This window comes from Pedobacter frigiditerrae (assembly GCF_032678705.1).
Classification (GTDB): domain Bacteria; phylum Bacteroidota; class Bacteroidia; order Sphingobacteriales; family Sphingobacteriaceae; genus Pedobacter; species Pedobacter frigiditerrae_A.
In genome coordinates this window covers 1,080,459-1,105,025 of the sequence record NZ_JAVTSS010000002.1, presented here as the reverse complement: position 1 = coordinate 1,105,025, position 24,567 = coordinate 1,080,459, and the positions used below count along the sequence as shown (strand labels likewise).

The window sequence follows — 24,567 nt, the reverse complement described above, 5'->3', positions numbered from 1 at the left end:
CTTAAAGGTCTTGATTTAATTGGTCTATCTTCTTAACGCTTAAATTTGATGCCAAAGCTGAAGCAATTAAAGAAAAGAAACTAACAGTTATAAAAACAAGCACAAAATCTTTCCACTTTAGTGCGATTGGATAGGCATTAGAAAACAAAAGTGTAGATTCTCCCATCTTAAACCAACCAAATCGCTGTTGTAACAAGCAGAAAATAAATCCTATTATTAACCCAAAGATACAACCAGTTAAAGTTATCATCATCCCTTCAATTAAAAATATTCTTTTGATTAATTTTTTCCCAGCTCCAAGGCTGTTTAAAATCGAAATATCTTTTAATTTATCTATCACCAACATGGTTAGCGAGCCTATGATATTAAAAATGGCGATAATTAAAATAAAGGTTAAAATGATATAAACCATCCACTTTTCAGAGCCTAAAACATTATACAAAGCTTGGTTTTGTTGCACTCTATTTTTAACAACAAAAGCCGCTCCGAGTTTACTTTCAATCTCTTCTTTCAACTGCTCTTCGTCAATTCCATCCTTTACATTAATTTCTATTGCCGAAACCTTATTTTCCTCTCCAAACAGTTTACGGGCAAAACTTAATGGCACTACTATAATATTATCAAAATCTTGTTGTACCTCAAACACACCAGAGGGGGGAATTGTTAACACAGTAAAATCATCCATCGGATTAATTGAACTTGCAGTTACACCTCTTTTTGGAGAAAAAATTTGTAATTGCTCAAATGGGTCTGACGAATTTACCCCTAAAGTGGCTTGTAAAGCTGATCCAATAACCGCATTTGGGCCATTATCGTTTTCTAAAATAAAATGTCCTTCAACCATTACTGTATCCAGACCTTTATTTTTAAGGAAATCACTGCTCACACCTTTCACCAGTGCGGGAGATTGTTTATTATTATATCTTATTAAAGCATTTTCAGACAATACCTCCGTGTAAGAAAAGATAGTCTTATTGCCTTGAAGTTCCTTAAAATAAGCCGTATTGACATCAAAAGTTTTGCCTTGAGCTGGCGTTATTAATATTTGAGGTGTAATGGTATTAAACATTTTTAATACTACTTCTTCAAAACCATTAAATACCGATAAAATTATAATCAATGCTGTGCTACCCACAAAAACACCCAACACAGAAATTGCCGAAATGATATTAATGGCATTGGTTGACTTTTTTGCAAAAAGGTATCTTTTGGCGATGTAAAATGCGGTGTTCACGCTGTAAATATATGGAAAATGTAAGAGGTAAAAGGGCAGATGGAATTAAAACATTTTCCATTTTACCTTTTCCATCTTACACCAGAAAAGGGTTATTCATTTTCTCAAAACCAATGGTTGTAGATGGCCCATGACCAGGAAATACTTCGCAGTCATCCGGCAACTGGAAAACGTTTTCTTTAATACTTTTTATGAGTTGCTGATGGTTTCCTCCTGGCAAATCTGTTCTACCAATGCTGCGATAGAACAATACATCACCACCAATCAAGAAGTTTTCTTCTTTTGCATAAAAACACAAATGCGCTGGCGAATGCCCAGGCGCAAAAATTAAATCCAGCTTGCTGTTACCAAATGTGATAAATCCAGTCTCTTCTAAAAAAACCTCAGGTTCTGGCGATAGTTCATAATGCATTCCCATTTGTGGCGCATAACCGGCAACAGCTTGTAAAATATATAGCTCGCCCTTATGGAATTGCGGTTTCAAAGACCAATTATCAAACACAAACTTGTTTCCTAAAACGTGGTCTATATGGCAGTGGGTATTTAATAAAAGTTCTGGCTTAAGTCCATTTTCTTTAATGAAGTTTACCAACTGATTTTGCTCAGCTCCATCATACATTCCTGGGTCTATAATTACACAACTATTTGTTTCATCATATAAAACATAAGTATTTTCTTGGTATGGGTTGAATGTGAATTTTTTCAGTTGAATCATAATAGAGCAATAGTTTATAGTAGATAGTAATGGCTTGGGCGTTTAAGATAGTCTCAACAATAAAGCAATTTAACAATTCATTAGTTCTTCCATTTAAAAGTTTCAATCATCTTATCGATGTCTTTTTTTATAAACTTTACCACTGGCTGAATCGAATCATATTGTGGTCGTTCATTAAAATATAAAGCACCTCTAAAATAATGATTGACACTATCTGTTAAGAAAAACTGAACTGAAGAGGCTGTATTTCCTTCAATGGCATAATAAATACCATAAACCTTCTTATCAGGATAGTTGATTAGTTTTTGGTCTATTGCATTTGCTCTAATGGTATGTTTCATTGCCAAAGTTCTAGCGGCTTCGGTCATATTATTATAATCCTTTTCAGAAAAAACTCCATGATAGGTTAAGTGTAAATTGCCGTTGAATTGAGTAAATTGCATATTTAACCAACAAGGTTGAGCATTCTTCTCATTATCTACTACAAGATTTGCATACACTGGATATTCAAATGTAAACGGACAGCCAGCATCATAAACCTTATATTCTTTTTTTGGAAATTTAATGCGAAAATATCCTTTAGGTTTAGGCGTATAAGTGTTATCACTTGTACAAGCAGCAATGGCTGATACCAAAACGAACAGGATAAATATGGCTTTCTTCATTTTATGTATTCCAAATATACCAAGAACGTTCGGCTTGTAGGTATAACATTTCCAAGCCGTTTTTAATTTTTGCACCTTGCGCTTTTGCCTTTATTAGAAAAGCTGGCTCTTCTGGATTATAAACTAAATCGTAAGCTAAATGTTGGTCAGTAATAAACTGATAAGGAATTGGGGGGAAAGAGTCCAAGTTTGGCAACATTCCAAGTGGCGTGGTGTTGACTAAAATTTTATACTCGTCTAATATTTCTGCGGTAACAGCCGAATATAAAATTGCATTTGCAACTGGATTTCTAACCACAACCAGAAACGGAATTTGTAATTGCTCTAAAACATATTTTACTGCTTTTGCAGCACCACCATCTCCAAATATCAAAGCTTTTTGATGGTGTTTTTCTAACAATGGCTTTAAAGATTCTGCAAAACCATAAGCATCGGTATTATACCCTTTTAGAACTGGTTTATTCCCACTTTGATCAATTGAAATACAATTTACAGCCCCAATGTTTTTTGCTGCATCATCAATCTCTGTTAAAAAAGGAATAACATTTAATTTGTGAGGTATGGTAACATTCAATCCACAAAGTGATGGATTTTTATTAATCAAACCCATCATTTCATCAGCCTTTTCAATTGGAAATAACTCATATTTACAATTGGCTATTTGTTCTTTTTCGAACTTTTCTGAAAAGAACTTTTTTGAAAATGAATGTGATAAGGGATAACCAATTAATCCGAATGTTCTCATTTGAGGGAATGGGGAATGGAAAATAGGAAATAGGTAACTTCCTATCTATTTCCTATTCCCTATTTTCTAATATTTAATCTATTATACACCTTTGTTCAAGAAATAATCAAAAGTATCGCCTCTTAATCCCAAACGAATGGTTTCTAATGGAATAACTTCCGCAGGTGCGATGTTACCTAAATTAACGTTTGTACCAATTAATTTAATAAACCAAACCTGTTGCTCTTTTTGAGGTGCTTCCCAAATAATTGTTTCTTCTGGTATTTGTGTTAAAATCTCATCGACTAATCCTTCTCTTACCTCTCCCGTACCACGATAGATACCAACATTTCCACCTTCACGAGCTTCCGCAATTACTTTCCATGAACCAGCTTCTATTTCCGCTTTCATTAAGGCAATCCATTTGTATGGGGCAAATATTTTAGCTGCATCTTTAGAACCCACCTCAGAAATTACCGTAACTTGAGATGATAACGTGCGAATGAATTCACATTTCTGGTCATGTTCAATATCCATAGAACCATCAGAAACTTCCGCATATTCCATTCCGAATTCTTCTAAAACCCTTCTATAATCATCAAACTGATTACGAATAGCAAAGGCTTCAAATAATGTTCCGCCAAAATATGTAGGTATGCCTGCACTGCGATAAAGTGCTAATTTCTCTTTTAAATTAGGTGTTACGTAAGATGTAGCCCACCCTAATTTAACGATATCTGTATGTACACCTGCAACATCTATAAAATCTTCAACTTGTCTAAGGCTCAAGCCTTTATCCATTACCATGGTAATACCACCATTACGAGGTTTTACAGGGCGCTCTGGAATATCATTTAATTTGTAATTCATATTCGGTGCAAAGGTTAAAAAAACTCTGCAATTTTTTAAATTTTAGAAGTTAATATCTGTTAATTACTATTTGATATATTTATTTATCACTTGAAGGATTAAACCATTATCTTGCAATTGCGGTAGATATTCAAACAAAATATAGTGTTTCTCTGGGTCGGTTACCAATGCAGTTTCTAAATAGGCAATCGCATCATTACTTTGTCCTAAGGCAAACAAATAAGCTACCATCCTGTAATACAACTCTGCAGCATCAGGATTATTCTTTATCGCCTCGGCCATCGTTTCCGATGCCTCTAACAACTTTCCTTGCTCATATAACACAGTTGAAAAATCCAACCAAGCTTCTATATCCAGTGGATTGTATTCTAATACTTTATAATAAGCTTCAATAGATTCTTCTATCTGACCTAGTTTATAATGTGCATCTGCCATTGCAAACCAGAAATCTGGATTTTCTTCATCTAACTCTAAAGCCTTTTTATAGAAATGCAATGATTCGAAAAAGCGTTCTTCGAAGTTTAAAGTAACCCCTATTCCAAACCATGCATCGGCCATTTTAGAATCCATTTTTACTGATTTTTTATAGTAAGAACGGGCCTCATCCATTTGCTCTAATTTCTCATAACATTCTCCAATTGCACAATAAGTATCTGCATTTGGTTGTTCATATTCGAAGGTTTGTTTGTAAACATCAATGGCTTCTTGGTATTTATCCAATTGCACTAAAGCATTTCCTTTGTTGTAATAAGCAGAGGCGAAGTTTTCTTTAATCAAAATCGCATAATCATACGCATCAATAGCTTTTTCGAATAAATCTAACTTATGGAAAGAGTTGGCCAAGTTGTACCAAGCTGCGTAAGAATAAGGATCAGTATCTATATATTCTTGATAAAATTGGATGCTTTCTTCTTGTTTATCTAAAATATCATAACAAAAGGCTAGCTCGTATAAGCCGTCTTTATTTTCCATGTTTTGCTCTAAGCTACGCTTGATATAAACAATTGCAGTTTCATAGTCATGCATATTTTGGTACACATAAGCCATTTGCAATAAAATCTCATCAGTAGTTTCTGCAAGTGTCAACGCTTTTTCGAAATTTTCTAAAGCTTCAGCATGGCGATCTAGATTTTGATAAATGTTACCACGTAAAACATAAATATCAGGCTCTGATGCCTCTAACATTTCTGCTTTTTCTAGTGCTGCAAAAGCCTTATCAACCTGATTGGTAAATAACAATAATTGTGCTTGCTTAATTAAAAAAACCGCAGCATAGGGATGCTGATTTAAAGCATATTCTACAACCTGTAATGCTTTAACGGGATCATTCTTTTCTATGTAATTATCGATGATGTATTCAAATGCTTGGGCATCAAAAAAGTACTGATCCTGGTTGCGGATCATTTCTTCGTAACGTTCTACTGAGTGTTGCGCATCATCATTAAAATCAAATTCAAATTCTTCTTCCATGTATTGAATATTTAAAGAACAAATCCCTTTATTTTAAAATCCTTATAAGTTTAATTATTTATAAAGCGAGTAAAGAAAATAATTTTCAACATACAAACACCCTCAAAGGGTAATTAACTAGTAATAAAACTTTTAGGTATGTTAAATCGAGAATGCCGTTAGGCTTGTTCGTCTATAGAGATGTGTTCCTTTTTAATAATTACAAAATAACATATATTTAATTAAAAATCAGTAAAATTCAAGTCATGAAACAGATATACCTTTTTTTATTATTAATTGTTTTAAGTTTTGACCAAGCATTTGCGCAAGCCAAAAGCGAAGAAGATGCAGTAACGGCAACCATTAATTTATTATTTGATGGAATGAGAAATGCAGATACAGCAATGTTAAGAAAGGCATTTGCTACCAAGAATACATTGGAAACTATTGTTAAAATGAAGGATGGAAAATCGGTAGTAAGAACAGAAAATATTAACGATTTTATTAAAAGCATTGCGATTCCTCATACTGAAAAATATGATGAAAGAATTGTGTTTACAAAAATCTTAATCGACGCTAACCTTGCCAGTGTTTGGACTGATTATAAGTTTTACATTGGAGATAAGTTTAGCCATTGTGGTGTAAACTCATTTCAACTTTTTAAAGGAGAAGATGGTTGGAAAATTATTTACTTGATTGATACAAGAAGGAAGGATAATTGTAGCCTCTCCCTATGAAAGGCTTTGGTAAAATAAAGTCCTGTGCAATCCCTCTCCAAAAGAGAGGGAAAACTCAAGACAATGCTTTTAAACCATTTTCTGAAATACTATATTAACCTACAGCCCTTTAAATCCCTCACTTTTGGAGAGGGGCTTCAACAATAAAAAAGCCGCAGATTCGCAGATTTTGTTAATTAATAATCTGCGAATCTGCGGCTTAAATTTTTAAATAGATTTATTTCTTCGCTAATTCATCAGCTGCAGCTTTGAAATAAGCAGCTCTTTTAATCAAGTTATCTTTATCCGTTCCTGTTGCTGCAGTTTCTGCTTCTTTTAATTTTGCTTGCTCTGCATCAGTAAAATTCTTCACAAATTGTTTACCCCAATATTGTGTCAACTTTGTTCTATCCATATTGGTAATAATAGCTTGCAATCCACTTTGTGTAATTTTAGGATTTTGATTTTTCAATAAATACCCATAGTAACCCCCAACTGTTTGAGCTAATTTATTGATGTCGGCTTTATTAATGATGTTTAAATAGAATTCATTATAAGAATCATCTCCTAAAGCGGCATATACTAGTGCTAAATCATTTGGGATATGATTCTTTGTATCCGCATCTAAACCTGCAATTACACTAGATAATGAGCTAGGGTCTAATTTATTTATGCTTTGCACTGCTGCACCAATAACTTTGTATGAACGGTCTTTTAATGCTGCTTGCGCAATTGGCAGATATGCTTTATCTCCAGAACTAGCCAATTTTGATATAGCAGCAGCTCTTACATTGGAAGTTTTATCTTGCTTAGCTAATGAAACCAAAATTGGTGCGACAGCTGCTTTAACTTTTTCATTTTTTAAGTCAAACCCTTTAATTGCCAATGCTCTAATTGCATCATTTTGGTCTTTTAATGCCAAGGTTAATAATTGTTGGGCGGCTGGTTCTTTACTTTTAGCAACAGCATATTCAATCGCTTTTATTCTATTTACGTAAGATGGTGCGTTGCTATATTGGAAGATGTAATTTTCTAATGTTTTAGTGTCTTTTAATTCACCTACCAATATTTTATCTACATCAAAATTAATTAAATCTGGCTTTGCCGAAACAGGAAAACTGAAGTTTTGCTCCCTGCTATTGATTATTATATCTTTTGAGATTTTCTTGCCACCAGCATAAATATCAACCTTTAGGGGCAACGTAAATGTTTGCACATCTGCGGCTTGCGTTTGTTTTACACTGATGGTAGCGTTGCCATCTTTGTAATCGTATTTTACATCTAAAATCGGGTGACCGCCAGCATAATACCATTGGTTAAAATACTGAGATAAATCTTTACCCGTCACTTCTTCAAAAGCCAAACGCAATTGTTGCGCTTCGCCATTTTTAAAAGCATTGGTCGTTAAATACCGATTTAACGACTTATAAAACGCATCATCTCCCAATTGATTTTTAAGTGCATATAAAATTACAGCTCCTTTTGGATAGCTGACTTGGTCAAAAACATCCATTTTATTATTGTAATTAAAACGAACCAAAATTGGACTTTCACCATTTTCTGTAGAATTTAGATATGAATTTAAACTTTCATATCTGTCTCTATCTTCTGCGTCTTTACCTGCATCATGCCCTTTCCAAAGAATGGCACCCAATGTTGCCATTGACTCGTTAACGGTAATATTTGACCAAGATTCTGTGGTCACATAATCGCCAAACCATTGGTGAAATAATTCATGAGCGATTGTACTTTCGCCACTACCATCTAACAATTCTCTTTCTGTAGCCTGTATGCTTTCACCATGCAAAGTTGCCGTTGTGTTTTCCATTGCGCCAGAAACATAATCACGGGCAACAATTTGTGCATATTTATTCCAAGGATAGGGTACGCCTGTAATCTGAGAAAAGTAATCTAACATTTTAGGCGTTTTGCCAAAAATAGCCTTGGCATATGGCGCATACTTTTGCTCTAAATAATAACTTACTTCCTTACCTCTCCAAACATCTTTTGTGATTTTAAAATCGCCTACTGCCATCATGAATAAATAAGGCGAATGAGGTAAATCCATTTTCCAAGTATCTGTTCTTGTACCGTTTGTATTTGCTTTTTGCGAAACCAATTTACCGTTAGACAATGTCACGTATTTAGATAAAACCGTCATAGAAAGTTCTGATGTAGTTTTCTGGTTTGGTTTATCAATTGTTGGGAACCAAGCCGATGAAGATTCTGCTTCACCCTGCGTCCAAATTTGAATTGGTTTTTCTTTATCAGTACCATCTGGATTGATGAAATACAAACCTTTTTCATCTGTTATAGCCGCACTACCACTTGCTTTTAATTCATTTGGTTTAGAAACATAGTCGATGTAAACTGTGTATTTTTCATCCTTCGAATATTTTTTATTCAGTTGGATGTAGATTTTTTCTTGGTCGTAAGTAAATTTTAATGGTGTGTTGCCTTTTGCTCCAACCAAAGCAACCGTTTTAAGTTCCATTCCCTTTGCATCAAGCGTTAAAGTATCCGTGGTGTAAAAGTGTGGTCTTAGTGTTATCCAAGCTTTTCCGTATAAATAACGTTTTGCGTAATCAAATTTAACATCCAGTTTTGTATGTACTAAATCGTTAATTTTTGTTGCCGTAGCACGATAAGTTGGATTTACCTTTGGTGCAGCTTCTTGTTGAGCATTTGCCGTAGGAAAACCCAATAAAATTGCCAGACCAACAAATCCAGCTATTAAATTTTTATTCATGTTTATATTTTTTGGTGTTTGATAATTTCAATGAAATAAAGTTACAACAATGTAAGTAACAAAAACATTGTTTAAATTTTTATTGAACGCTTTGGCATACAGCTATTGCTTCTGTGTCTCTATTTGGTTAAAAATGACGGTAAGTTCCTCATCCCAGTGGGATGAAATATGTTTAGTAATTATGAAACGTACATTCGACCCCAGCTGGGGTCGCACATCATTGTATATTGGCTATAGATGTAAGACCTCGCTGAGGTCTAAAATTAAGTTCTGTTAATTTCTTTTTGTTCTGAACAACGTTGCTGTCCTCGCCAACAATAATTTGGTAAACCTGCTTAATTTTTTGTTGTTTTGTAAGGAACGATTTTATTTAAAAAATCAAACCATGGAAAATAATATAAATGCCATCCTTAAACAATTAGGGATTGAAAACATAAATCCTGCTTATGCTACAGGGAGTAATTGGGGCAAAACAAATAGCGAAAAAGTTATAGAAAGCCACTCTCCTGTTGATGGAAAAACTATAGCTGCTGTTCAAGTTGCTTCTGCTGCAGATTATAATCTTGTTATAGAAACTGCACAAAAAGCATTTTTAGAATGGAGAAAAGTTCCTGCGCCAAAACGTGGAGAAATGGTTCGTCAATTTGGAGAGGCTTTACGTGCAAATAAAGAAGCTTTGGGCACTTTAGTTTCTTATGAAATGGGCAAAAGCTTACAAGAAGGCTTTGGCGAAGTGCAAGAAATGATTGATATCTGCGATTTTGCGGTAGGTTTATCTCGTCAATTATATGGTTTAACCATGCACAGCGAAAGACCAAATCACAGAATGTATGAGCAGTGGCATCCGCTAGGAATTGTAGGGATTATTTCTGCGTTTAATTTCCCTGTAGCTGTTTGGGCCTGGAACACTGCTCTAGCTTGGGTTTGTGGTAATGTTTGCATTTGGAAACCATCAGAAAAAACACCGCTAACGGCAATTGCTTGTCAACATATTATCGAAAAAGTTTTAATTGCAAATGAAGTTCCAGAAGGTGTTTGTAATTTAATTATTGGTGATAGAGAGGTAGGCGAATTGTTAAGTAACGACACTAGAATTCCTTTGGTTTCTGCAACGGGTTCTACAAGAATGGGCAAAGCAGTTGGCGCTGCAGTTGGCGCAAGGTTGGGTAGAAGTTTATTGGAATTAGGTGGAAACAACGCCATCATTATTTCAAAAGACGCCGATTTAGACATGTCTATTATTGGTGCTGTATTTGGCGCCGTTGGTACCGCAGGCCAACGTTGTACCACGACAAGAAGATTAATTATCCACGAAAGTGTTTACGATAATTTTGTAGCTAAATTGGTTAAAGCTTATGGTCAATTAAGAATTGGTGACCCGTTAGACCAACACAATCATGTTGGACCGTTGATTGACAAAGATGCTGTTGCCAGTTATTTAGATTCTATAGAAAAATGTAAAAATGAAGGCGGAAAATTCTTAGTTGAAGGCGGCGTTCTAACTGGTGAAAAATATTCATCAGGTTGTTATGTTAAAGCTTGTATTGCAGAAGTTAAAAACGATTATAAGATTGTGCAACACGAAACTTTTGCACCGATTTTATATTTAATCAAATACAAGGAATTGGATGAAGCCATTGCCTTGCAAAATGGAGTTCCGCAAGGATTATCATCAGCAATTATGACTTTAAACCTAAGAGAAGCTGAGCAGTTTCTATCTGCTGGAGGTTCTGACTGTGGTATTGCAAACGTAAACATAGGTACTTCTGGCGCTGAAATTGGCGGTGCATTTGGAGGCGAAAAAGAAACAGGTGGCGGTAGAGAAAGTGGTTCTGATGCTTGGAAAGCTTATATGCGTAGGCAAACAAATACGATTAATTATGCGAATACTTTGCCGCTTGCGCAAGGGATTAAATTTGATTTGTAAAGGCCCCTAAAAAATTTTGTCATTCCGAGGAACGAGGAATCTCTCTTTTAGATTCTTCGCGGCGCTCTGAATGACAAAGCAAACAAAAAAGAGTGCCGATGTAATTTTCGGCACTCTTTTTTTTAGATATATGATGGAGTAATTATTTTCTATTGCTTTCAGCTTTGGTCTTTCAGCTATTTTGCTAAATCGATATCATCAATAACCAAATTTTCTAAAGTTTGTTTTACAGGTTTTGCTTTTGCAATAACAGTTGCTGTAGAATTTACGCTTGAGGTTTCAGCTACAAAAGAACCCATGTTTAATTTAGCTTGTGCGCTTAACACTGCATAGTGGTCAGTTGTTGAACCAGCTAATTTTAAACTTGCACTGTCTTTTACCGAAGTATATAAACTGATTGTTGATGCATTGATATCCGCAGTTGCGTTACCGCTTAATTTAACAGCTAAACTTAAGAAATTGATTTTGCCATAAGTTTTTACTTGTGCGTTATCGCCAGCTTCGATTGATGAAAGGTCACGAACATAAACTACTACAGATAAAGTTTCTTTTTGGAAAGAGCTGATACGTAAGATACCATCTTGTTGTTGCACCAAAGCATTTTTAGAATAGTAACTGTCGTAAACTTTTACACTCTCAACTGGAGCCTGCACAAGGATAACTTCTACGTTTCCTTTTACTTCAATTTTACTGATGTTTTTTACTTGATTTAATACAGTTACGTTATTGTTTTTTACGTCTGTAGATGCGAATGCAGAACTGGTTAATACTACTAGTGTTAATGCTGCTGCGAATAATGTTTTGATAGAAGTTTTCATATCCTTAATATTTTATGTGATTGTTAATCTGTTATTTATAATTTGTTTTTTCTGCAAGCCCTTGCTGGCAGGTTTCGTAAATAAGACGACGATAAGGGCAAAAGGTTGCAGGAGATATTGGCCTTTTAGACCATGAGCAAGTAACTCACGACGAACGGCTGTAATTTTTCGACGAACGGGAGAAGAAAATTTGTTCATTGGTTCATTTGTAGCATTGGTTTAGTAGAAAGATTAATCATTTGAAAGTGAATGGAGGAGTAATCCTTGGCAAAACCTGCCCTGCTATTCGCTTTACTCCATTTCATTCCGTGCTCGCTACTATCAGGCTTATAAACGAAGTTGGTGGAGAATGGCAGTCTTACTTTGCGCAAGCAACCCTAAATAGCAGCACAAGCCTTTATCCATAAACTGGATTGCAGTGGTATCCTTTTGAGTTTTTCACGAAAAAGATTTAACGTAAAGCCAGACTGTCTTAGTTTCCCACGAATGACACTGCTTTTCTAATAGATACAGCTTACTAATGAGCCAATGAACTATTGAACCAATAAAAACTTCTTTAAAAACATTTCTTAAATGTTTGAACACTCAACTTTTTACTGTAAGTTTAGAATTTTTTAGATGCTTACCTTTTCTTTCTTTTAGCCCTTGACCAATGTTACGCGTAAATAGTTCCAGCCCCTGCAAAATCGTATATTCCTTATGTAAGCATGAGTTTCTCGGCTATTTAATCGAGCCGCATATTGTGCAACTTAATCCGCAGGGCGATTTTTCTTTAACCTACCAACGTTTATTTACGCATACCGCTAAAGAATTTGCCAAACATTTAACAGATGTTGATTTTAAGCTCATCAAGATTTTAGATGAAACGGAACAAGACTACATCATTAAAAAATATCATAAAAAAGCCATTCGACCTTTTGAATTTTTCAGCAAGTTTTACGATGATAAATTCTATGAAAGCGTTAGGCCAAAAATTGAAAAAAAACTGGCTGAAGTTCTAGAAATACTGAAGGTAAAAGATGGTTTGTATTTAATGGATAAAGATGGTTGGCCTGCAGAGCGCAAAATAGAATTAGCAACCGAGCCCGCAACTGTGCTTTTCCATTTTAGAAGAAGTGAAACGGAGACAAGGTATTTCCCGACTATTAAATATCAAGGTTTACGCATCGATTTTATGTTTAAAGATGCACAGGTAGTTTGCAATCACCCTGCTTGGATGTTATTAAACGATATGCTTTACTTTTTTGAAGGCGATATTGAAGGAAAGAAGTTTGTGCCATTTTTAAACAAGCGTTACATCGCCATACCAAAAGCTACCGAAGAAACTTATTTCGAAAAATTTGTAGCACCACTGATAGAAAAACATCACGTTTACGCTGAAGGTTTTGAAATTAAAACAGAGAAGCATGAAGCCACTCCAGTCATCAAAGTTATTTATGTTGATGGTGGCGTTTCTCAAATTCAGCTTTACTTTAAATATGGGCAATATGCTTTTGCAATGGGTAACGAAAATAAGGTTACCGTTCGCCTAAGTAAGGATGAAGACAATTATACCTTCACTCGCATCAAAAGAAATAGCGATTGGGAGAAAGCAAAATATACCTTTTTGCAAAGTTTGGGCTTAAAGAAAGTTTCTGCACTTTTTCATCATTTGGAGTTACCTAACTTGAGTGAAAATGACAATCCATCTTATGCTATAATTACTTGGGTAAACGAACATATTGAAGTTTTGCAAGAGCAAGGTTTCGAGATTGAGCAAGCAAGTAGTGGCAAACGATTTGTATTTGGCGCTAATAAAATTGATTTCGAAATCACAGCAGACAACGATTGGTTTGATATTAATGCCATCGTTTATTTCGGTATTCATCCCATTCCATTTATCGCTTTAAAACAGCATATACTTCATAAAAAAAGAGAGTTTATTTTGCCAGATGGCGATATAGCTATTATTCCAGAAAAGTGGTTTACGCAATATAGTAGCATCTTTAGTTTGGCTGATGGCACTAAAAATTTGAAGTTAAAGAAACATCACATTGGTTTAATTAACGATTTAGCGGAAGATAGTCTAGCTAATGTTACGCTTGATAGAAAACTGCAAAGATTAAACGATTTCGAGGATATTGCAGATACAGCAATGCCAGTTAATTTTAAAGGAGATTTGCGTCATTATCAAAAAGCGGGTTACAATTGGTTTAGCTTTTTACGCGAATATAATTTTGGTGGTTGTTTAGCTGACGATATGGGTTTGGGTAAAACCATTCAGACTTTGGCCATGTTGCAGAAGTTAAAGGAAGAAGATGAGCAAAATGCAACCCATAGTGCTTCGTTAATTATCATGCCAACATCGTTGATTTATAACTGGCTAAACGAGGCGAAAAAATTTACGCCTAAGCTGAAAATTCACGCCCATACTGGAACTTTCAGAAATAAAGACATCAGCCTTTTTGATAAATACGATTTGGTAATTACGACCTATGGAATTACCCGTGTAGATTCAGAATTGATAAGTAAATTCTACTTTAATTATATCATTCTTGATGAAAGTCAGAATATCAAAAATCCTTCTTCAAAGTCATTCAAAGCTGTTAGAATGCTCAAATCAAGGCATAAATTGGTTCTAAGCGGTACACCTGTAGAAAACTCTGTTGGCGACTTATGGACGCAATTAACTTTCTTAAATCCAGGATTGTTGGGCACACAATCTTTTTTTAATGAAGAGTATGTGCAAGCTATAGAGAAACGCAAAGACGAAGAAAAAGCGAAAAAACTACAAGCCATTATCAAGCCTTTTGTTTTACGTAGAACGAAAGAACAAGTTGCTGCAGAACTTCCCCCGAAAACAGAGCAAATATATTATTGCGATATGAGCGAAGACCAAGCCGCAGAATATGAAAAGATTAAATCGGCTTACCGAAACGATTTGCTGAAAGACATGGAAACTGGCGGTTTGGCAAAAAAACAAGTTCAGCTATTGCAAGGTTTAACAGCACTAAGGCAATTGGCAAATCACCCTGTGATGATAGATGAAAACTATACATCTGACTCTGGGAAATTTGAAAATGTGATGCACACTTTAGATAGCGTTTTAAAGGGTGGACATAAAGTTTTGATTTTCTCTCAATTTGTAAAACACCTCAGCATATTTAGAGAATGTTTTGAGCAACAAAATATTCCTTATGCATACCTAGATGGTGGCACAAAAAACCGTGGAGAAATTGTAGCTGAGTTTCAAGAAAACAAGGACTTAAAAGTATTCTTAATTTCTATAAAAGCTGGTGGAGTTGGTTTAAACTTGACGCAAGCAGATTATGTATTTATTTTAGACCCTTGGTGGAATCCTGCAGTTGAGCAACAAGCCATAGACAGAACACATAGAATTGGTCAGGATAAGAAGGTTTTTATTTATAAATTTATTTCAAAAGATACCGTTGAAGAAAAGATTCTAGCGCTACAAAGACGTAAAAAATCGTTGGCAAATTCATTAATTACTACTGAAGAAAGTTTCTTCAAATCATTAAGTAAAGACGATATTAGAGAGTTGTTGAACTAGATATGAGTATTGAGATGTGCGATATGAGACTGGGGACAAGTTGCAATTGAAAATATTAATCGGGTAATATATGTTTAAATTAAAATTCATTTTACTTCTATTCATTGCAATAAGCATTGATGTCTATGCTCAAAAATTAACACCAGACGAGAAAATCGTGTTTAATGAGATTGTGTTTAAACGAAGAAAAGCAGGTGAGTATGAAACATTATCTAAATGGGTAGTTCCTATTAGATATAAGATTTATGGTGACACCTCACTTTATCTGGTTAAAGAAGTAGATTCATTTTTTAACCAAATTCGCAAACTAACAGCGCTTGATATTAAAAAAGCTACAAGTGATACTGAAGAAAACTATCAGATTGTATTTGGAAACAACCCCGAAGATTTCGAGTCATACACATTGAGCAAAACCCCTTTAACCTCTCCAGGTTCTTATCGAATCAAATCCACAAAATTATCTGAAATTTATTGGGGTCAGAATTTAATCAACATTAAGAAGTTTGGAAATAGAGCAAATGCCAAAAATTTCTTCAGAAGAAACATTATTAAAACTTTAGGATTCTTAAATAACAGCAAATTAGCACCAAATAGCGTTTTCACCATCCTAAACTCTAACCTTGTTAAATTAGACGAGTTTGATGGTCACATTATCTCTGCTCTATATCTACAAGCTATTAAACCTGGAATGACGCCAGATGAAGTTGATAAGATTCTAAGCCCTTAAACATTAGAATTGTCAGGCTGAGCGTAGTCGAAGACCTCTTTTATCTTACACTTAATACCTTCAAATAATCTTCCCTACTTATCATTTCTGCCCCTAAACTCATCAAATGGTCATTCGGTAATTGACAATCTATCAATTCAAATTCCATTTTGCTCAAATGAATCAACGCTGTTTTTGAGGCATTACTTACCAAGCTGAACATACTTTCTCCACAAAATACGTTGTTGATTTTAACCCCATATAAACCACCAACTAATTCATTATTTTGCCAAACTTCCACGCTGTGTGCCAATCCTTTTTCGTGAAGTTTAATATAGGCTTGTTGCATTTCATGGGTTATCCAAGTGCCATCTTGACCAATCCTTGGGGTTTTTGCACAATGCTCAATAACTTTTTCAAAAGCCTTGTTTTCTGTTACGTTAAACACATCTGAAGCTAACGTTTTACGCATACTTTTACTGATTTTAATCTTATCGGGAAAAATTACGCATCGCTCGTGTGGCGCATACCAAAGGATAGGGTCTCCTTCACTAAACCAAGGAAAAATTCCGCTTTGATACGCCAAAAACAATCTTTCTTCACTTAAGTCTCCACCAATGGCAAGCAAACCATCTGGCTCTGCCAAAGCAGTATCAGGAAAAATGAGCTCATCATCTAGCAGTTGGAAAATCATTTTGCAATTATAGGGAAAGGTTTTCTCTAAAAACTACTTCCTTTTCAAGATGTAATATTTTACCGCATTTCTTTCATCGTACTTTAATGTGTAAGCCTCGAAGAGTTCGTAACCGTAGTTTTTAAGCTTGTTTACACAATCTATTAATGAATTAAACTCTAAATCCTTTCCATCATCATCCTTAATAACTGCATTTGTTCTAGCATCCTCGATTTTTTGCCCATACTCCAGATGGATAAAAATTTTATCGCTTAGGTAACGCTTGAATTCTGAGATTTCGATATACGTTGAACGGAGTTCACTTAATCTAACTTCGTTTACAGTTTGAGCCTTGGCTTGTGCAAAAGCAAGGCATAAGGCAATAGCCGAAAAAACAATTAATTTTTTCATTCTTTTAGGTTTTTGTGTGTACAGCAAATTACGCATTTACCATAATTATTAAAACCTAAAATTCTATTTTGTATGTAACATTTAAGCAATTTGCCTATCTCAAAACCATGAGTTTCATTGGCAATATCATTTGGGTAATTTTTGGAGGGATATTTATTTTCTTCCAGTATATTTTTGGAGGATTGGTTTTGTGCTTAACTATCGTAGGCATTCCTTTTGGCATTCAATGTTTTAAATTTGCCATAGTAGGTTTAGCTCCATTCGGTGTGAGAATAACAGATACCTCCTCTAATATTGGATGTTTATCAACCATTATGAATATTATTTGGTTAGTTTTTGGCGGTATTTGGATAGTATTAACTCACCTTGTTTTTGGCTTGTTATTTTGCATTACCATCGTAGGGATTCCATTTGGCTTACAACATTTTAAATTGATGAACCTAGCATTTTCCCCTTTCGGGAAGTCGATTAGTTAACGAGGTTCTGTAAACGTCATTATCCTGACACCCTTAATATACAAAGTCAATTTTCCCCCAGCAACCTTCGCAGAATCAATTTTCTGCAAATCTTCTAGAAATTTACTTTCAAACTCACTTAATCCTTCACAAAACTTTTTGGTTGAGAATATTTGATCAAATTTGATGGATGAGTCTGTAATTTTAACCGTGCCGCCAAAAGAATTACAGAAAGCATTTCCGCTAATTTTACTATTTGGCTCAAATTTTAAACTTGCAGATGCTCTAGGAGGAAGTTTATTCGCAGTCCAAGTTCTTAGAATCCAACGATTTTTTGAAAACGAATTAACATCGAACTTTGTTGAACAAGACTGAAAACCTAAAAGAATAATAAATGCGTAAAATATGTGTTTCATTTTGTTAAGCTATAAAATATTTTTGACCAATTAGTCTCCAGAATCTAGTATAGGCGGTTTAGGAACTACTCTGCCTTTGTAAAAATCATTGCTACTTTTCCATCAATAAACAAGTGCAATTTACCGCCAGTAATTTTATAAGAGTTTACTGCTCTTAAGCCGTCTAAATAGATTTTTTCTGCTTGACCAACTTCTTCACAAAACATCATTGTGCCGAATATTTGCTCAAATTTTATGGTGCTTCCATTAATTACAGCGTTACCACCAAAACCATTGCAGAAAGATTTCCCGCTTATTTTATTTTCAGCATCAAAACTTAGTGAACCTTCTTTGCCAATTGGCAAAGTTTGTCCAGGCCATTCACTTAACAGCCATTTTGTATTTTTAATCGAATCAGCAGTTGTTTTTTCTGAGCAAGCTTGCAGTGTAAAAATCAACATAAAGCCTAATAATATCTTTTTCATAATCTGTGGTTTTTAGTTAGTTTGACATAATAGATTGCCGCGTCGTTCCTCCTCGCAATGACGATTTAGATAGCAATCAATCCAATTTTTCTTGAATGAGCTATCGCTTCATCACTATGTGTAAATAAACAAGTTTTTATTTGTTGTTGTTCTATTTTTGCTAATAATTTTTCGGTTTCTAGTTGTCTAGATTTTCTTACATTTCTAATGTATACCGCAACTACATTTGAGGGAAATTTTTGAGCAATAGCTTGATAAATTGCAGGGTCTTGTTGAGAGTTATCGCCAAAAAAAACAAATTTCTGGTTCGGAAAAGCATCTAAGATTCTCATTACTCTTAATAATTTTCCTTCGTGACCAGTTTTTCCTGTTTTAAATAAATTCTTCCATCTTTTCAATTGATTCAATAAAAATGCGCCTTCTGGCAATTCATTAAATCTAAAATGTTCTACCAAATAATCGTACAAATTCCATTCGCTACTTGATACGTAAAAGAATGGATTTGGTTGTGCAATAGCTGTATGCGCATTTGCCAATAACTGATAATGTTTCCTAACCGACGCAAAGGTTTTTCTGGTTCTAGGATTTTTAATAAAAAGTTGTCGCAATCTCCTATAGATTTTAGCCGAGTGGGAAACCATTATCGTATCGTCTATATCAGAAATGAAAGCATATTGTGTGATATGTGGCACAAATATTTTTCCTTCTCCAGTGGCAGACACTTCACCTGCGTCATTTAAGGCTTCTACTTTTACATCGTGCCAACCGGCTGAAACATTTTCTGCGGCCTTCCATTCAAATTTAAAGAAACCGTCATATTCACTTTTTTGGTGTACAATTTGATTGTAGAATATCAATCTCAAGTTAGTAAAAGCCGCAGGTTTTACTATGAAAAGCTTAAACAGGTGAACAATATTTACGAAAAGATTATCGCTGAAATTCTGAATGGTTTTTGCCTTGAATTTAAATACGTGACCATAAACAACTAAGTTATGCGTGTGGCCGTAGCCATGATATACCTTTACACTTGTTGCGTTGTTCATGATATAATTAAAACAGAGTTTATGCATTAGTTGTTTGGTAAATATGACGAATAAAACGCCTCCAAAATCTAAAACTCATAAAATACTCTTCATTGTTAATCCAGCTTCGGGTAACAAAGAAATTGATTATAAAAAAGAAATTAAGGCATTTTTTAAATCAAGGGATGAGGAGTTGGAAATCTATCAATTGCCCGAAAATTGTTCGCTCACCAAAATTAAATCGGCTATAGAAAAATCTGCAGCAGAGAGAGTTATCGCTGTTGGCGGAGACGGAACTTTAAAATTAGTTGCCGAATGTTTATTGGAAACTAAAACGCCCATAGGAATTATCCCTGCAGGTTCTGCAAATGGAATGGCAAAAGAATTAGGCATCCCTTTGGAACTAAATGAGGCTTTAGAACTGGCAATTAAGGGCAAGCCAAAGCAAATCCACGCTGTGTTAATTAATGGTGAACTGTGTATCCATTTGGCGGATATCGGCTTTAATGCCTACATCGTTAAAAAATTTGATGAACTGCCAACACGAGGAATGTGGACCTACGCAAAAGCTGCTTGGCATGCGTTCTGGTATCACCGTAAAATGGATGTAGAATTTAAAATCAGCAAAAAAACTATCAAGCAAAAAGCCGCCATGGTTGTTGTTGCAAATGCAAAAAAATATGGGACAGGCTTTGAAATAAATCCGGATGGAGAACTGGACGATGAACTTTTTGAAGTTATAATAGTAAAAAAATATGCGGTATTAGAAATCATTAAAATTTGGTTAAGCAAACTGCCTTGGGACCCAAAAAAGATTGAAAGTTTTCAAACTTCAAGTTTAAAAATTACCACGCAACATAAGGTACATTTTCAGGTAGATGGAGAATATTTAGGAAAGGTAAATAAAGTTGATGCGAAGATTATTCCGAAGGCGATAAATGTTATTGTTGGTCCTTCAGCTTAAGCTGTGCCCTGATTGTTAAATACAACCTGATAAATTCTGCCATAAAACAAACTTTTAAAAGTGCTGGGAACCATCTATCATCATAGCTTTCAAAGGCTTCAGGTAGTAAGGTTATAAATCCGACAGAGAAAATCCATAAGTATAACCTAAATGGAAATTGGATGTAATATAAAATGAAACCAAATTTTTTTGCTAATAATAATCCAGCGACACCAATAACGATTAGCAAAAACATTGGGAACATTAAGGTAGCCTCAACCTTGTCAGATTGTTTGGTAATCTCATTAAAACGAGGAGCAATTTCTACTAACTGCATACCTAAAAAAACAAGAGAAACTAAATCTAAAAGAGCAAAAGAACGTAAGAGAAAGCGCATATTATTTACAGTATTTATTAAGCCAATCGTTGGCTTTATCAGAGCCCATGAATTTCACAAAGTTAAAATCTTCGCAGGCACCTTGTTTGTCTCCTTGTTTATATTTTTTTAATGCAGTTTCTATTCTACCGTCTAAATAGTCTTCGTCTATGCCAATCTCTTCTTTAAGTCTCAAAATACGTGCTTCATCTTCAGACTTTGTTAAACCCTTTTCCTTATTGCGATAGAAGTTCATTATCGCATATTCTATCTCTTCTTGATTCTTATAGTTTCGTAGGGCTAAAGCGATGTCGGCTTTTGATTTTCTCTCACAACCATAACCATCTAAAGTAAAGTTTACTGGCGCCACTATTAAAGTTGTAGTATCATGCGTTGATGGAACTTCCCATTTTCCGCTGCTCATTTTAATTAATCGTAAGGCTTCATCATCTAAATCCGCTCCCACACCATTGGTTATTTCGGTGAAATAAACATCGCCTTTGGCATTAACTTTAAAGCCAATTTTTACCGTTCCTTGTATGCAATTGTGGAGGGAATAAGCGGGATAAATGGTATTGTTTTTTAAGAATGCAGGCAATCCACCTTTCAATTCAGGCCGTTGCGCCTTAACAGAAAAGGAAATTAAGATAAGGAAAGCTGCTAAAATCCTGTACATAATTAAATTTACGCATTTTAAGGCAAAGCCGATGTAAAAGTCTGTTTTAAAATTAAGCCTGGATCTGGGCAATTTTCTAGGTAAATGGCTTTTTTAGAAAACTGACAAACGCCTTGATAATCTCCTTTCATTCCCTCCATGTCAAATATCAATTGAAAATGTAGGTGTGGCGGCCAAAAACCGTTCTCTTCCTTAACGCCGAAGCTTGCAAATTGTTTCCCTGCGGGGATGAATTGTCCTTTTGCTAAACCTGTTAAAGAGGCTAAACTTAAATGACCATACAAAGCAAATAGGGTCAAGTCATCCAATTGATATTGCAGAATAATGGTTGCGCCATAATCTCCAAAATTATCGTTGAATTTAAAACTATGAACCTTTGCGTCGTAGAAGTTGTAAATAGGCGTTTCTGCAGGACCCCAAATATCAGTTCCTAAATGTAATCGTCTTGGTTCTTCAACGGTATCAAAATGTATGCTTCTACTATAAATTGTCCTATGTTCATTATAACCACCAATGCCGTATTTTGCATTGCTTTTAGCTAATTTTTCTTCTACCCAATTGGAAAACAAATCTGTGTCAGCTAAAATTTCATTGGTTAATTCGGTATTGCTCGCTGTAAAATCTAAAGGCAATAATTTATCAGTTGATGGATTGAAGTCTACAACTTTATGGATGATGTTATTTGCTAAGAAATTCTGAAGTTTTTGGAGTGAGTTCATTTTCAATCAATAATAACCATATAAGGTATTTAAGAAAATATAAGGCTAATCGTCAAACTTAAATGAACTTATACTCCTTATATGGTTCAAATAACATCTTAAGCAAAAACGTAAACGTAATTGTATATAAAATGAGATAAAGCGCCAAAATTCACAAAAACGTGCCATAACTCGTGACTGTGAAAAAACCTATTCATCTGTTTATCTTTTGCATAGTAATAAGTTCCGCCAACGTAAAATAAACCACCAAGTATTAGCCAAACTATAGCTGCAATAGGTAAAGTTTCTAACATCTTTTTTAGAAAGGGAATAACCAAGCAACCCATTGTAATGTACAACCCTGTAGAAACCATTTGGTTTTTAAGTCGGTTAAAGATTTTTAGCAAACAACCAATTAAGGCGATTAACCAAACCAATCCGAATAATAACCAACGCAACCAGCCATCAAAGATAAGTAGTGCAGTTGGCGTAAATGAACCTGCAATCATTAAATAAATGCAGCAGTGGTCAAATTTTTGCCAAAACCTTATCCCGTATTCCGTTTTAGGCATAGAGTGATAAGTTGCACTCACGCTAAATAAAATCAGAATTCCAATTCCGTAAATGTATGCCGCTGAATATTCGAAATAAGTATTCGACTTTTGCAGCAAAAGATACAAAGCTGGAATAGCTAATAACGCTGGAACGAGGTGGGTAATAAAGTTTATTGGTTCGCGAATGTACTTATTGTTGGTCATCGGTTTCTTCTTCGGTATCCTTTCTTTCTCTTGCTATTTTATCGAAGATTTTATCCATGTGCTCTACATATTCATTGGTATCATCTACAAAGAATGTAAGCGTAGGAATAACCCTCGCCTGATGGCGAATACGTGAACCTAACTTATATCTAATTTCACTTGAATGTGAGTTTACAGTAGCCAATGATAAACTTGTATTGTTTGTGTTTAAAAAGCTTAAATACACTTTAGCCACAGCCAAATCTGGCGATACACGAACTTTTGTAATCGTAACCAATGTATTAGGCAAGTAAGCTGCCCCTTCGCGTTGAAAAATAGCAGCAAGCTCTTCCTGTAATAACCCTGCAAACTTCTGTTGTCTTTTACTTTCCATAATTATTGTATTGTCAATCCTTACTTGTGCCGATTTTACATCGGTAGCTTGTCGAAGGACAGTTCAAGCTTTTATTTTTATCTTTTTACTTCGTTCAAAACGAATTGCCAAGTAGGATATTTTGATTTACTATTAATATTCGTCTGAAAAAGCGATAACATTTTATTGTCGAAAAAGTCTGCCAAGGCTATACTCGTTCTAGCTTCCGTTGGTTTAAAAAGTGTACCAGCAATGTAACCTTTTTCGCCATTAGCCGCTCTTTTTTTGTCGAATGACGATTTAGAGTTTACCCATTCTGCGTGAGTTTTTTCTCCCGTAAAAAATGGAACCAACCAATCTACCGAGCCTTTTAACGAACTCCCTTCTGGCGATTTATAACTGTAAGGATTATCTCCAAATTTACTGTCTCGTTTTAAAATAATTGCTGCAACCATTAACGGGTCGACATCATAAATATGATAATGCAAAGCATCTCTTTCGTGGAAATCCCAGCTACTTCCATCAGGATTTAAGTTTTTGGAGATCTGCTTTTTGTAAATATCAATTACCCAAAGTTTCAGCTTTTCATCATTTATCGCCCAAGCTACTTCTGCAACTTCTTTAAGGCGATGCGAGTTCCAGTTGTTCATGTAAGTTAAACTCTTGCCACTTGCAGCCTTATCAAAAGATTTAATTTGTTGCGAACCAACTTTCATTAACCAAGCCATACAAGCAACATTAACATCTGTTGATAAATCGTTCTTCACCAAATCATAAGCAAAAATTATCCTGTCTAAGTTGGTATCGTTAATTGGATTGCCCTGCGGCTGATTTCTTGTTGCCCAAGCCAATAAAAACTCGCTCGTTTTAGTCAGGTATTTTTTATCTCCAGTAATTTTAAAAGCAAATGCCAAGGCATAAACCTTTTGCATATCCTCAATAGATTTCCAAGTTCTGGTTTTACGTGGGTCGCCTTGTAAAATCCCTTCCGTTAAAAGTGTATCAGCTGGATTTGGTGTTGATGTAATTGCTTCATCAGCATCTGTTAATAAACTTTCCCAATGTTTTTTAGCATCAGCATCTGTTTTAATCAAACGCTGTAATTTCTTCAGCTCTGTTGCATTTAAACTTACAACTTGAGCTTGAACTACGTTAAACAGGAAAAAGCAAATACATAGAAGCAAGATTCTTTTCATTACA

Annotated in this window: 26 protein-coding genes; 6 read left to right on the top strand and 20 right to left on the bottom strand. The window is 34.9% G+C overall.

Annotation, left to right across the window (positions count from 1 at the left end; genetic code table 11):
• Position 1 precedes the first annotated feature (1 nt).
• The 6 genes from R2Q59_RS15530 to R2Q59_RS15505 form a co-directional block, all read right to left on the bottom strand.
• Entirely contained in the window at positions 2 to 1,234 is a 1,233-nt protein-coding gene (locus R2Q59_RS15530) for an ABC transporter permease (RefSeq protein ID WP_316770691.1), read from the bottom strand.
• A 76-nt stretch (positions 1,235 to 1,310) separates the two neighbouring features.
• Positions 1,311 to 1,949 (bottom strand): MBL fold metallo-hydrolase, encoded by a 639-nt coding sequence (locus R2Q59_RS15525; protein WP_316786134.1) that lies wholly within the window; start codon positions 1,947 to 1,949, stop codon positions 1,311 to 1,313.
• A gap of 80 nt (positions 1,950 to 2,029) precedes the next feature.
• On the bottom strand, positions 2,030 to 2,614 hold the full coding sequence (locus tag R2Q59_RS15520) for a gliding motility lipoprotein GldD (protein WP_316786133.1): 585 nt from the start codon (positions 2,612 to 2,614) through the stop codon (positions 2,030 to 2,032).
• Position 2,615: 1 nt separating this feature from the next.
• On the bottom strand, positions 2,616 to 3,359 hold the full coding sequence (aroE, locus tag R2Q59_RS15515) for a shikimate dehydrogenase (protein WP_316786132.1): 744 nt from the start codon (positions 3,357 to 3,359) through the stop codon (positions 2,616 to 2,618).
• Positions 3,360 to 3,440: 81 nt separating this feature from the next.
• A complete protein-coding gene (locus tag R2Q59_RS15510) occupies positions 3,441 to 4,208 on the bottom strand; it encodes a phosphosulfolactate synthase (RefSeq protein WP_316770685.1) in 768 nt (255 codons plus the stop codon).
• A 66-nt stretch (positions 4,209 to 4,274) separates the two neighbouring features.
• Positions 4,275 to 5,678: a tetratricopeptide repeat protein gene (locus R2Q59_RS15505; protein WP_316770682.1), complete on the bottom strand. Its 1,404-nt coding sequence runs from the start codon at positions 5,676 to 5,678 to the stop codon at positions 4,275 to 4,277.
• A 245-nt stretch (positions 5,679 to 5,923) separates the two neighbouring features.
• On the opposite strand from R2Q59_RS15505, the gene R2Q59_RS15500 reads away from it, so the two are divergent.
• Positions 5,924 to 6,394 (top strand): nuclear transport factor 2 family protein, encoded by a 471-nt coding sequence (locus R2Q59_RS15500; protein WP_316786131.1) that lies wholly within the window; start codon positions 5,924 to 5,926, stop codon positions 6,392 to 6,394.
• A 217-nt stretch (positions 6,395 to 6,611) separates the two neighbouring features.
• On the opposite strand, the gene R2Q59_RS15495 is transcribed toward R2Q59_RS15500, so the two are convergent.
• A complete protein-coding gene (locus R2Q59_RS15495; RefSeq protein WP_316786130.1) occupies positions 6,612 to 9,122 on the bottom strand; it encodes a M1 family metallopeptidase in 2,511 nt (836 codons plus the stop codon).
• A gap of 385 nt (positions 9,123 to 9,507) precedes the next feature.
• Here R2Q59_RS15495 and R2Q59_RS15490 point away from each other — a divergent pair, with 385 nt between their 5' ends.
• Positions 9,508 to 11,049, top strand: a complete 1,542-nt coding sequence (locus R2Q59_RS15490; protein ID WP_316786129.1) for an aldehyde dehydrogenase family protein — start codon at positions 9,508 to 9,510, stop codon at positions 11,047 to 11,049.
• A 176-nt stretch (positions 11,050 to 11,225) separates the two neighbouring features.
• Here R2Q59_RS15490 and R2Q59_RS15485 read toward each other — a convergent pair whose 3' ends face one another.
• Both R2Q59_RS15485 and R2Q59_RS15480 read right to left on the bottom strand, forming a co-directional pair.
• Positions 11,226 to 11,867 (bottom strand): GIN domain-containing protein, encoded by a 642-nt coding sequence (locus R2Q59_RS15485; protein WP_316786128.1) that lies wholly within the window; start codon positions 11,865 to 11,867, stop codon positions 11,226 to 11,228.
• A 12-nt stretch (positions 11,868 to 11,879) separates the two neighbouring features.
• Entirely contained in the window at positions 11,880 to 12,065 is a 186-nt protein-coding gene (locus R2Q59_RS15480) for a hypothetical protein (RefSeq protein ID WP_316786127.1), read from the bottom strand.
• Positions 12,066 to 12,519: 454 nt separating this feature from the next.
• On the opposite strand from R2Q59_RS15480, the gene R2Q59_RS15475 reads away from it, so the two are divergent.
• Positions 12,520 to 15,417 (top strand): DEAD/DEAH box helicase, encoded by a 2,898-nt coding sequence (locus tag R2Q59_RS15475; RefSeq protein ID WP_316786126.1) that lies wholly within the window; start codon positions 12,520 to 12,522, stop codon positions 15,415 to 15,417.
• Positions 15,418 to 15,487: 70 nt separating this feature from the next.
• The gene (locus R2Q59_RS15470) at positions 15,488 to 16,144 is read left to right on the top strand and encodes a DUF2927 domain-containing protein (RefSeq protein ID WP_316786125.1); all 657 of its coding nucleotides are present in this window, start codon (positions 15,488 to 15,490) and stop codon (positions 16,142 to 16,144) included.
• Positions 16,145 to 16,184: 40 nt separating this feature from the next.
• On the opposite strand, the gene aat is transcribed toward R2Q59_RS15470, so the two are convergent.
• On the bottom strand, positions 16,185 to 16,817 hold the full coding sequence (aat, locus tag R2Q59_RS15465) for a leucyl/phenylalanyl-tRNA--protein transferase (RefSeq protein WP_316786124.1): 633 nt from the start codon (positions 16,815 to 16,817) through the stop codon (positions 16,185 to 16,187).
• Between the two features lie 33 nt (positions 16,818 to 16,850).
• Positions 16,851 to 17,207 carry a hypothetical protein gene (locus R2Q59_RS15460; protein ID WP_316786123.1) on the bottom strand — a complete coding sequence of 119 codons (357 nt, stop codon included), beginning with the start codon at positions 17,205 to 17,207 and terminating at the stop codon, positions 16,851 to 16,853.
• Positions 17,208 to 17,314: 107 nt separating this feature from the next.
• Between R2Q59_RS15460 and R2Q59_RS15455 the strand changes: the two genes are divergently transcribed.
• Entirely contained in the window at positions 17,315 to 17,683 is a 369-nt protein-coding gene (locus R2Q59_RS15455; protein ID WP_316786122.1) for a YccF domain-containing protein, read from the top strand.
• On the opposite strand, the gene R2Q59_RS15450 is transcribed toward R2Q59_RS15455, so the two are convergent.
• The 3 genes from R2Q59_RS15450 to R2Q59_RS15440 all read right to left on the bottom strand — a co-directional run bounded on the left by R2Q59_RS15450 (position 17,680) and on the right by R2Q59_RS15440 (position 19,612).
• The gene (locus R2Q59_RS15450; protein WP_316770661.1) at positions 17,680 to 18,078 is read right to left on the bottom strand and encodes an META domain-containing protein; all 399 of its coding nucleotides are present in this window, start codon (positions 18,076 to 18,078) and stop codon (positions 17,680 to 17,682) included. The genes R2Q59_RS15455 and R2Q59_RS15450 overlap by 4 nt on opposite strands.
• A 65-nt stretch (positions 18,079 to 18,143) precedes the next feature.
• Complete coding sequence (locus R2Q59_RS15445; protein WP_316770660.1) at positions 18,144 to 18,542, bottom strand: META domain-containing protein; 399 nt, start codon at positions 18,540 to 18,542, stop codon at positions 18,144 to 18,146.
• Between the two features lie 65 nt (positions 18,543 to 18,607).
• Positions 18,608 to 19,612, bottom strand: a complete 1,005-nt coding sequence (locus R2Q59_RS15440) for an App1 family protein (protein ID WP_316786121.1) — start codon at positions 19,610 to 19,612, stop codon at positions 18,608 to 18,610.
• 16 nt (positions 19,613 to 19,628) lie between these two features.
• On the opposite strand from R2Q59_RS15440, the gene R2Q59_RS15435 reads away from it, so the two are divergent.
• On the top strand, positions 19,629 to 20,528 hold the full coding sequence (locus R2Q59_RS15435; protein ID WP_316786120.1) for a diacylglycerol kinase family lipid kinase: 900 nt from the start codon (positions 19,629 to 19,631) through the stop codon (positions 20,526 to 20,528).
• On the opposite strand, the gene R2Q59_RS15430 is transcribed toward R2Q59_RS15435, so the two are convergent.
• The 6 genes from R2Q59_RS15430 to R2Q59_RS15405 form a co-directional block, all read right to left on the bottom strand.
• Positions 20,506 to 20,904 carry a hypothetical protein gene (locus R2Q59_RS15430; RefSeq protein ID WP_316770652.1) on the bottom strand — a complete coding sequence of 133 codons (399 nt, stop codon included), beginning with the start codon at positions 20,902 to 20,904 and terminating at the stop codon, positions 20,506 to 20,508. The two genes, R2Q59_RS15435 and R2Q59_RS15430, sit on opposite strands and share 23 nt — an antisense overlap.
• 1 nt (position 20,905) lies before the next feature.
• Positions 20,906 to 21,559, bottom strand: a complete 654-nt coding sequence (locus R2Q59_RS15425) for a TonB family protein (protein WP_316786119.1) — start codon at positions 21,557 to 21,559, stop codon at positions 20,906 to 20,908.
• Positions 21,560 to 21,576: 17 nt separating this feature from the next.
• The gene (locus R2Q59_RS15420) at positions 21,577 to 22,278 is read right to left on the bottom strand and encodes a peptidoglycan DD-metalloendopeptidase family protein (protein ID WP_316786118.1); all 702 of its coding nucleotides are present in this window, start codon (positions 22,276 to 22,278) and stop codon (positions 21,577 to 21,579) included.
• 98 nt (positions 22,279 to 22,376) lie between these two features.
• Positions 22,377 to 23,015 carry a PAQR family membrane homeostasis protein TrhA gene (gene trhA / locus R2Q59_RS15415; protein WP_316786117.1) on the bottom strand — a complete coding sequence of 213 codons (639 nt, stop codon included), beginning with the start codon at positions 23,013 to 23,015 and terminating at the stop codon, positions 22,377 to 22,379.
• Entirely contained in the window at positions 23,002 to 23,388 is a 387-nt protein-coding gene (rbfA, locus tag R2Q59_RS15410; RefSeq protein ID WP_316770643.1) for a 30S ribosome-binding factor RbfA, read from the bottom strand. Before rbfA ends, trhA begins: the two co-directional genes overlap by 14 nt.
• Before the next feature lie 77 nt (positions 23,389 to 23,465).
• Positions 23,466 to 24,563 carry an alginate lyase family protein gene (locus R2Q59_RS15405; protein ID WP_316786116.1) on the bottom strand — a complete coding sequence of 366 codons (1,098 nt, stop codon included), beginning with the start codon at positions 24,561 to 24,563 and terminating at the stop codon, positions 23,466 to 23,468.
• Positions 24,564 to 24,567 lie beyond the last annotated feature (4 nt).

What these genes read in the sequence shown, in the direction of transcription:
- R2Q59_RS15440 (WP_316786121.1), bottom strand. Translation starts at nt 19,612, where the DNA reads ATGCATAAACTCTGTTTTAATTATATCATGAACAACGCAACAAGTGTA.
- R2Q59_RS15470 (WP_316786125.1), top strand. Translation starts at nt 15,488, where the DNA reads ATGTTTAAATTAAAATTCATTTTACTTCTATTCATTGCAATAAGCATT.
- rbfA (WP_316770643.1), bottom strand. Translation starts at nt 23,388, where the DNA reads ATGGAAAGTAAAAGACAACAGAAGTTTGCAGGGTTATTACAGGAAGAG.
- R2Q59_RS15490 (WP_316786129.1), top strand. Translation starts at nt 9,508, where the DNA reads ATGGAAAATAATATAAATGCCATCCTTAAACAATTAGGGATTGAAAAC.
- R2Q59_RS15405 (WP_316786116.1), bottom strand. Translation starts at nt 24,563, where the DNA reads ATGAAAAGAATCTTGCTTCTATGTATTTGCTTTTTCCTGTTTAACGTA.
- R2Q59_RS15520 (WP_316786133.1), bottom strand. Translation starts at nt 2,614, where the DNA reads ATGAAGAAAGCCATATTTATCCTGTTCGTTTTGGTATCAGCCATTGCT.
- trhA (WP_316786117.1), bottom strand. Translation starts at nt 23,015, where the DNA reads ATGACCAACAATAAGTACATTCGCGAACCAATAAACTTTATTACCCAC.
- R2Q59_RS15430 (WP_316770652.1), bottom strand. Translation starts at nt 20,904, where the DNA reads ATGCGCTTTCTCTTACGTTCTTTTGCTCTTTTAGATTTAGTTTCTCTT.
- R2Q59_RS15420 (WP_316786118.1), bottom strand. Translation starts at nt 22,278, where the DNA reads ATGAACTCACTCCAAAAACTTCAGAATTTCTTAGCAAATAACATCATC.
- R2Q59_RS15485 (WP_316786128.1), bottom strand. Translation starts at nt 11,867, where the DNA reads ATGAAAACTTCTATCAAAACATTATTCGCAGCAGCATTAACACTAGTA.
- R2Q59_RS15525 (WP_316786134.1), bottom strand. Translation starts at nt 1,949, where the DNA reads ATGATTCAACTGAAAAAATTCACATTCAACCCATACCAAGAAAATACT.
- R2Q59_RS15460 (WP_316786123.1), bottom strand. Translation starts at nt 17,207, where the DNA reads ATGAAAAAATTAATTGTTTTTTCGGCTATTGCCTTATGCCTTGCTTTT.
- R2Q59_RS15510 (WP_316770685.1), bottom strand. Translation starts at nt 4,208, where the DNA reads ATGAATTACAAATTAAATGATATTCCAGAGCGCCCTGTAAAACCTCGT.
- R2Q59_RS15500 (WP_316786131.1), top strand. Translation starts at nt 5,924, where the DNA reads ATGAAACAGATATACCTTTTTTTATTATTAATTGTTTTAAGTTTTGAC.
- R2Q59_RS15425 (WP_316786119.1), bottom strand. Translation starts at nt 21,559, where the DNA reads ATGTACAGGATTTTAGCAGCTTTCCTTATCTTAATTTCCTTTTCTGTT.
- R2Q59_RS15475 (WP_316786126.1), top strand. Translation starts at nt 12,520, where the DNA reads ATGTTACGCGTAAATAGTTCCAGCCCCTGCAAAATCGTATATTCCTTA.
- R2Q59_RS15445 (WP_316770660.1), bottom strand. Translation starts at nt 18,542, where the DNA reads ATGAAAAAGATATTATTAGGCTTTATGTTGATTTTTACACTGCAAGCT.
- R2Q59_RS15450 (WP_316770661.1), bottom strand. Translation starts at nt 18,078, where the DNA reads ATGAAACACATATTTTACGCATTTATTATTCTTTTAGGTTTTCAGTCT.
- R2Q59_RS15435 (WP_316786120.1), top strand. Translation starts at nt 19,629, where the DNA reads ATGACGAATAAAACGCCTCCAAAATCTAAAACTCATAAAATACTCTTC.
- R2Q59_RS15455 (WP_316786122.1), top strand. Translation starts at nt 17,315, where the DNA reads ATGAGTTTCATTGGCAATATCATTTGGGTAATTTTTGGAGGGATATTT.
- R2Q59_RS15495 (WP_316786130.1), bottom strand. Translation starts at nt 9,122, where the DNA reads ATGAATAAAAATTTAATAGCTGGATTTGTTGGTCTGGCAATTTTATTG.
- R2Q59_RS15480 (WP_316786127.1), bottom strand. Translation starts at nt 12,065, where the DNA reads ATGAACAAATTTTCTTCTCCCGTTCGTCGAAAAATTACAGCCGTTCGT.
- R2Q59_RS15505 (WP_316770682.1), bottom strand. Translation starts at nt 5,678, where the DNA reads ATGGAAGAAGAATTTGAATTTGATTTTAATGATGATGCGCAACACTCA.
- aat (WP_316786124.1), bottom strand. Translation starts at nt 16,817, where the DNA reads ATGATTTTCCAACTGCTAGATGATGAGCTCATTTTTCCTGATACTGCT.
- aroE (WP_316786132.1), bottom strand. Translation starts at nt 3,359, where the DNA reads ATGAGAACATTCGGATTAATTGGTTATCCCTTATCACATTCATTTTCA.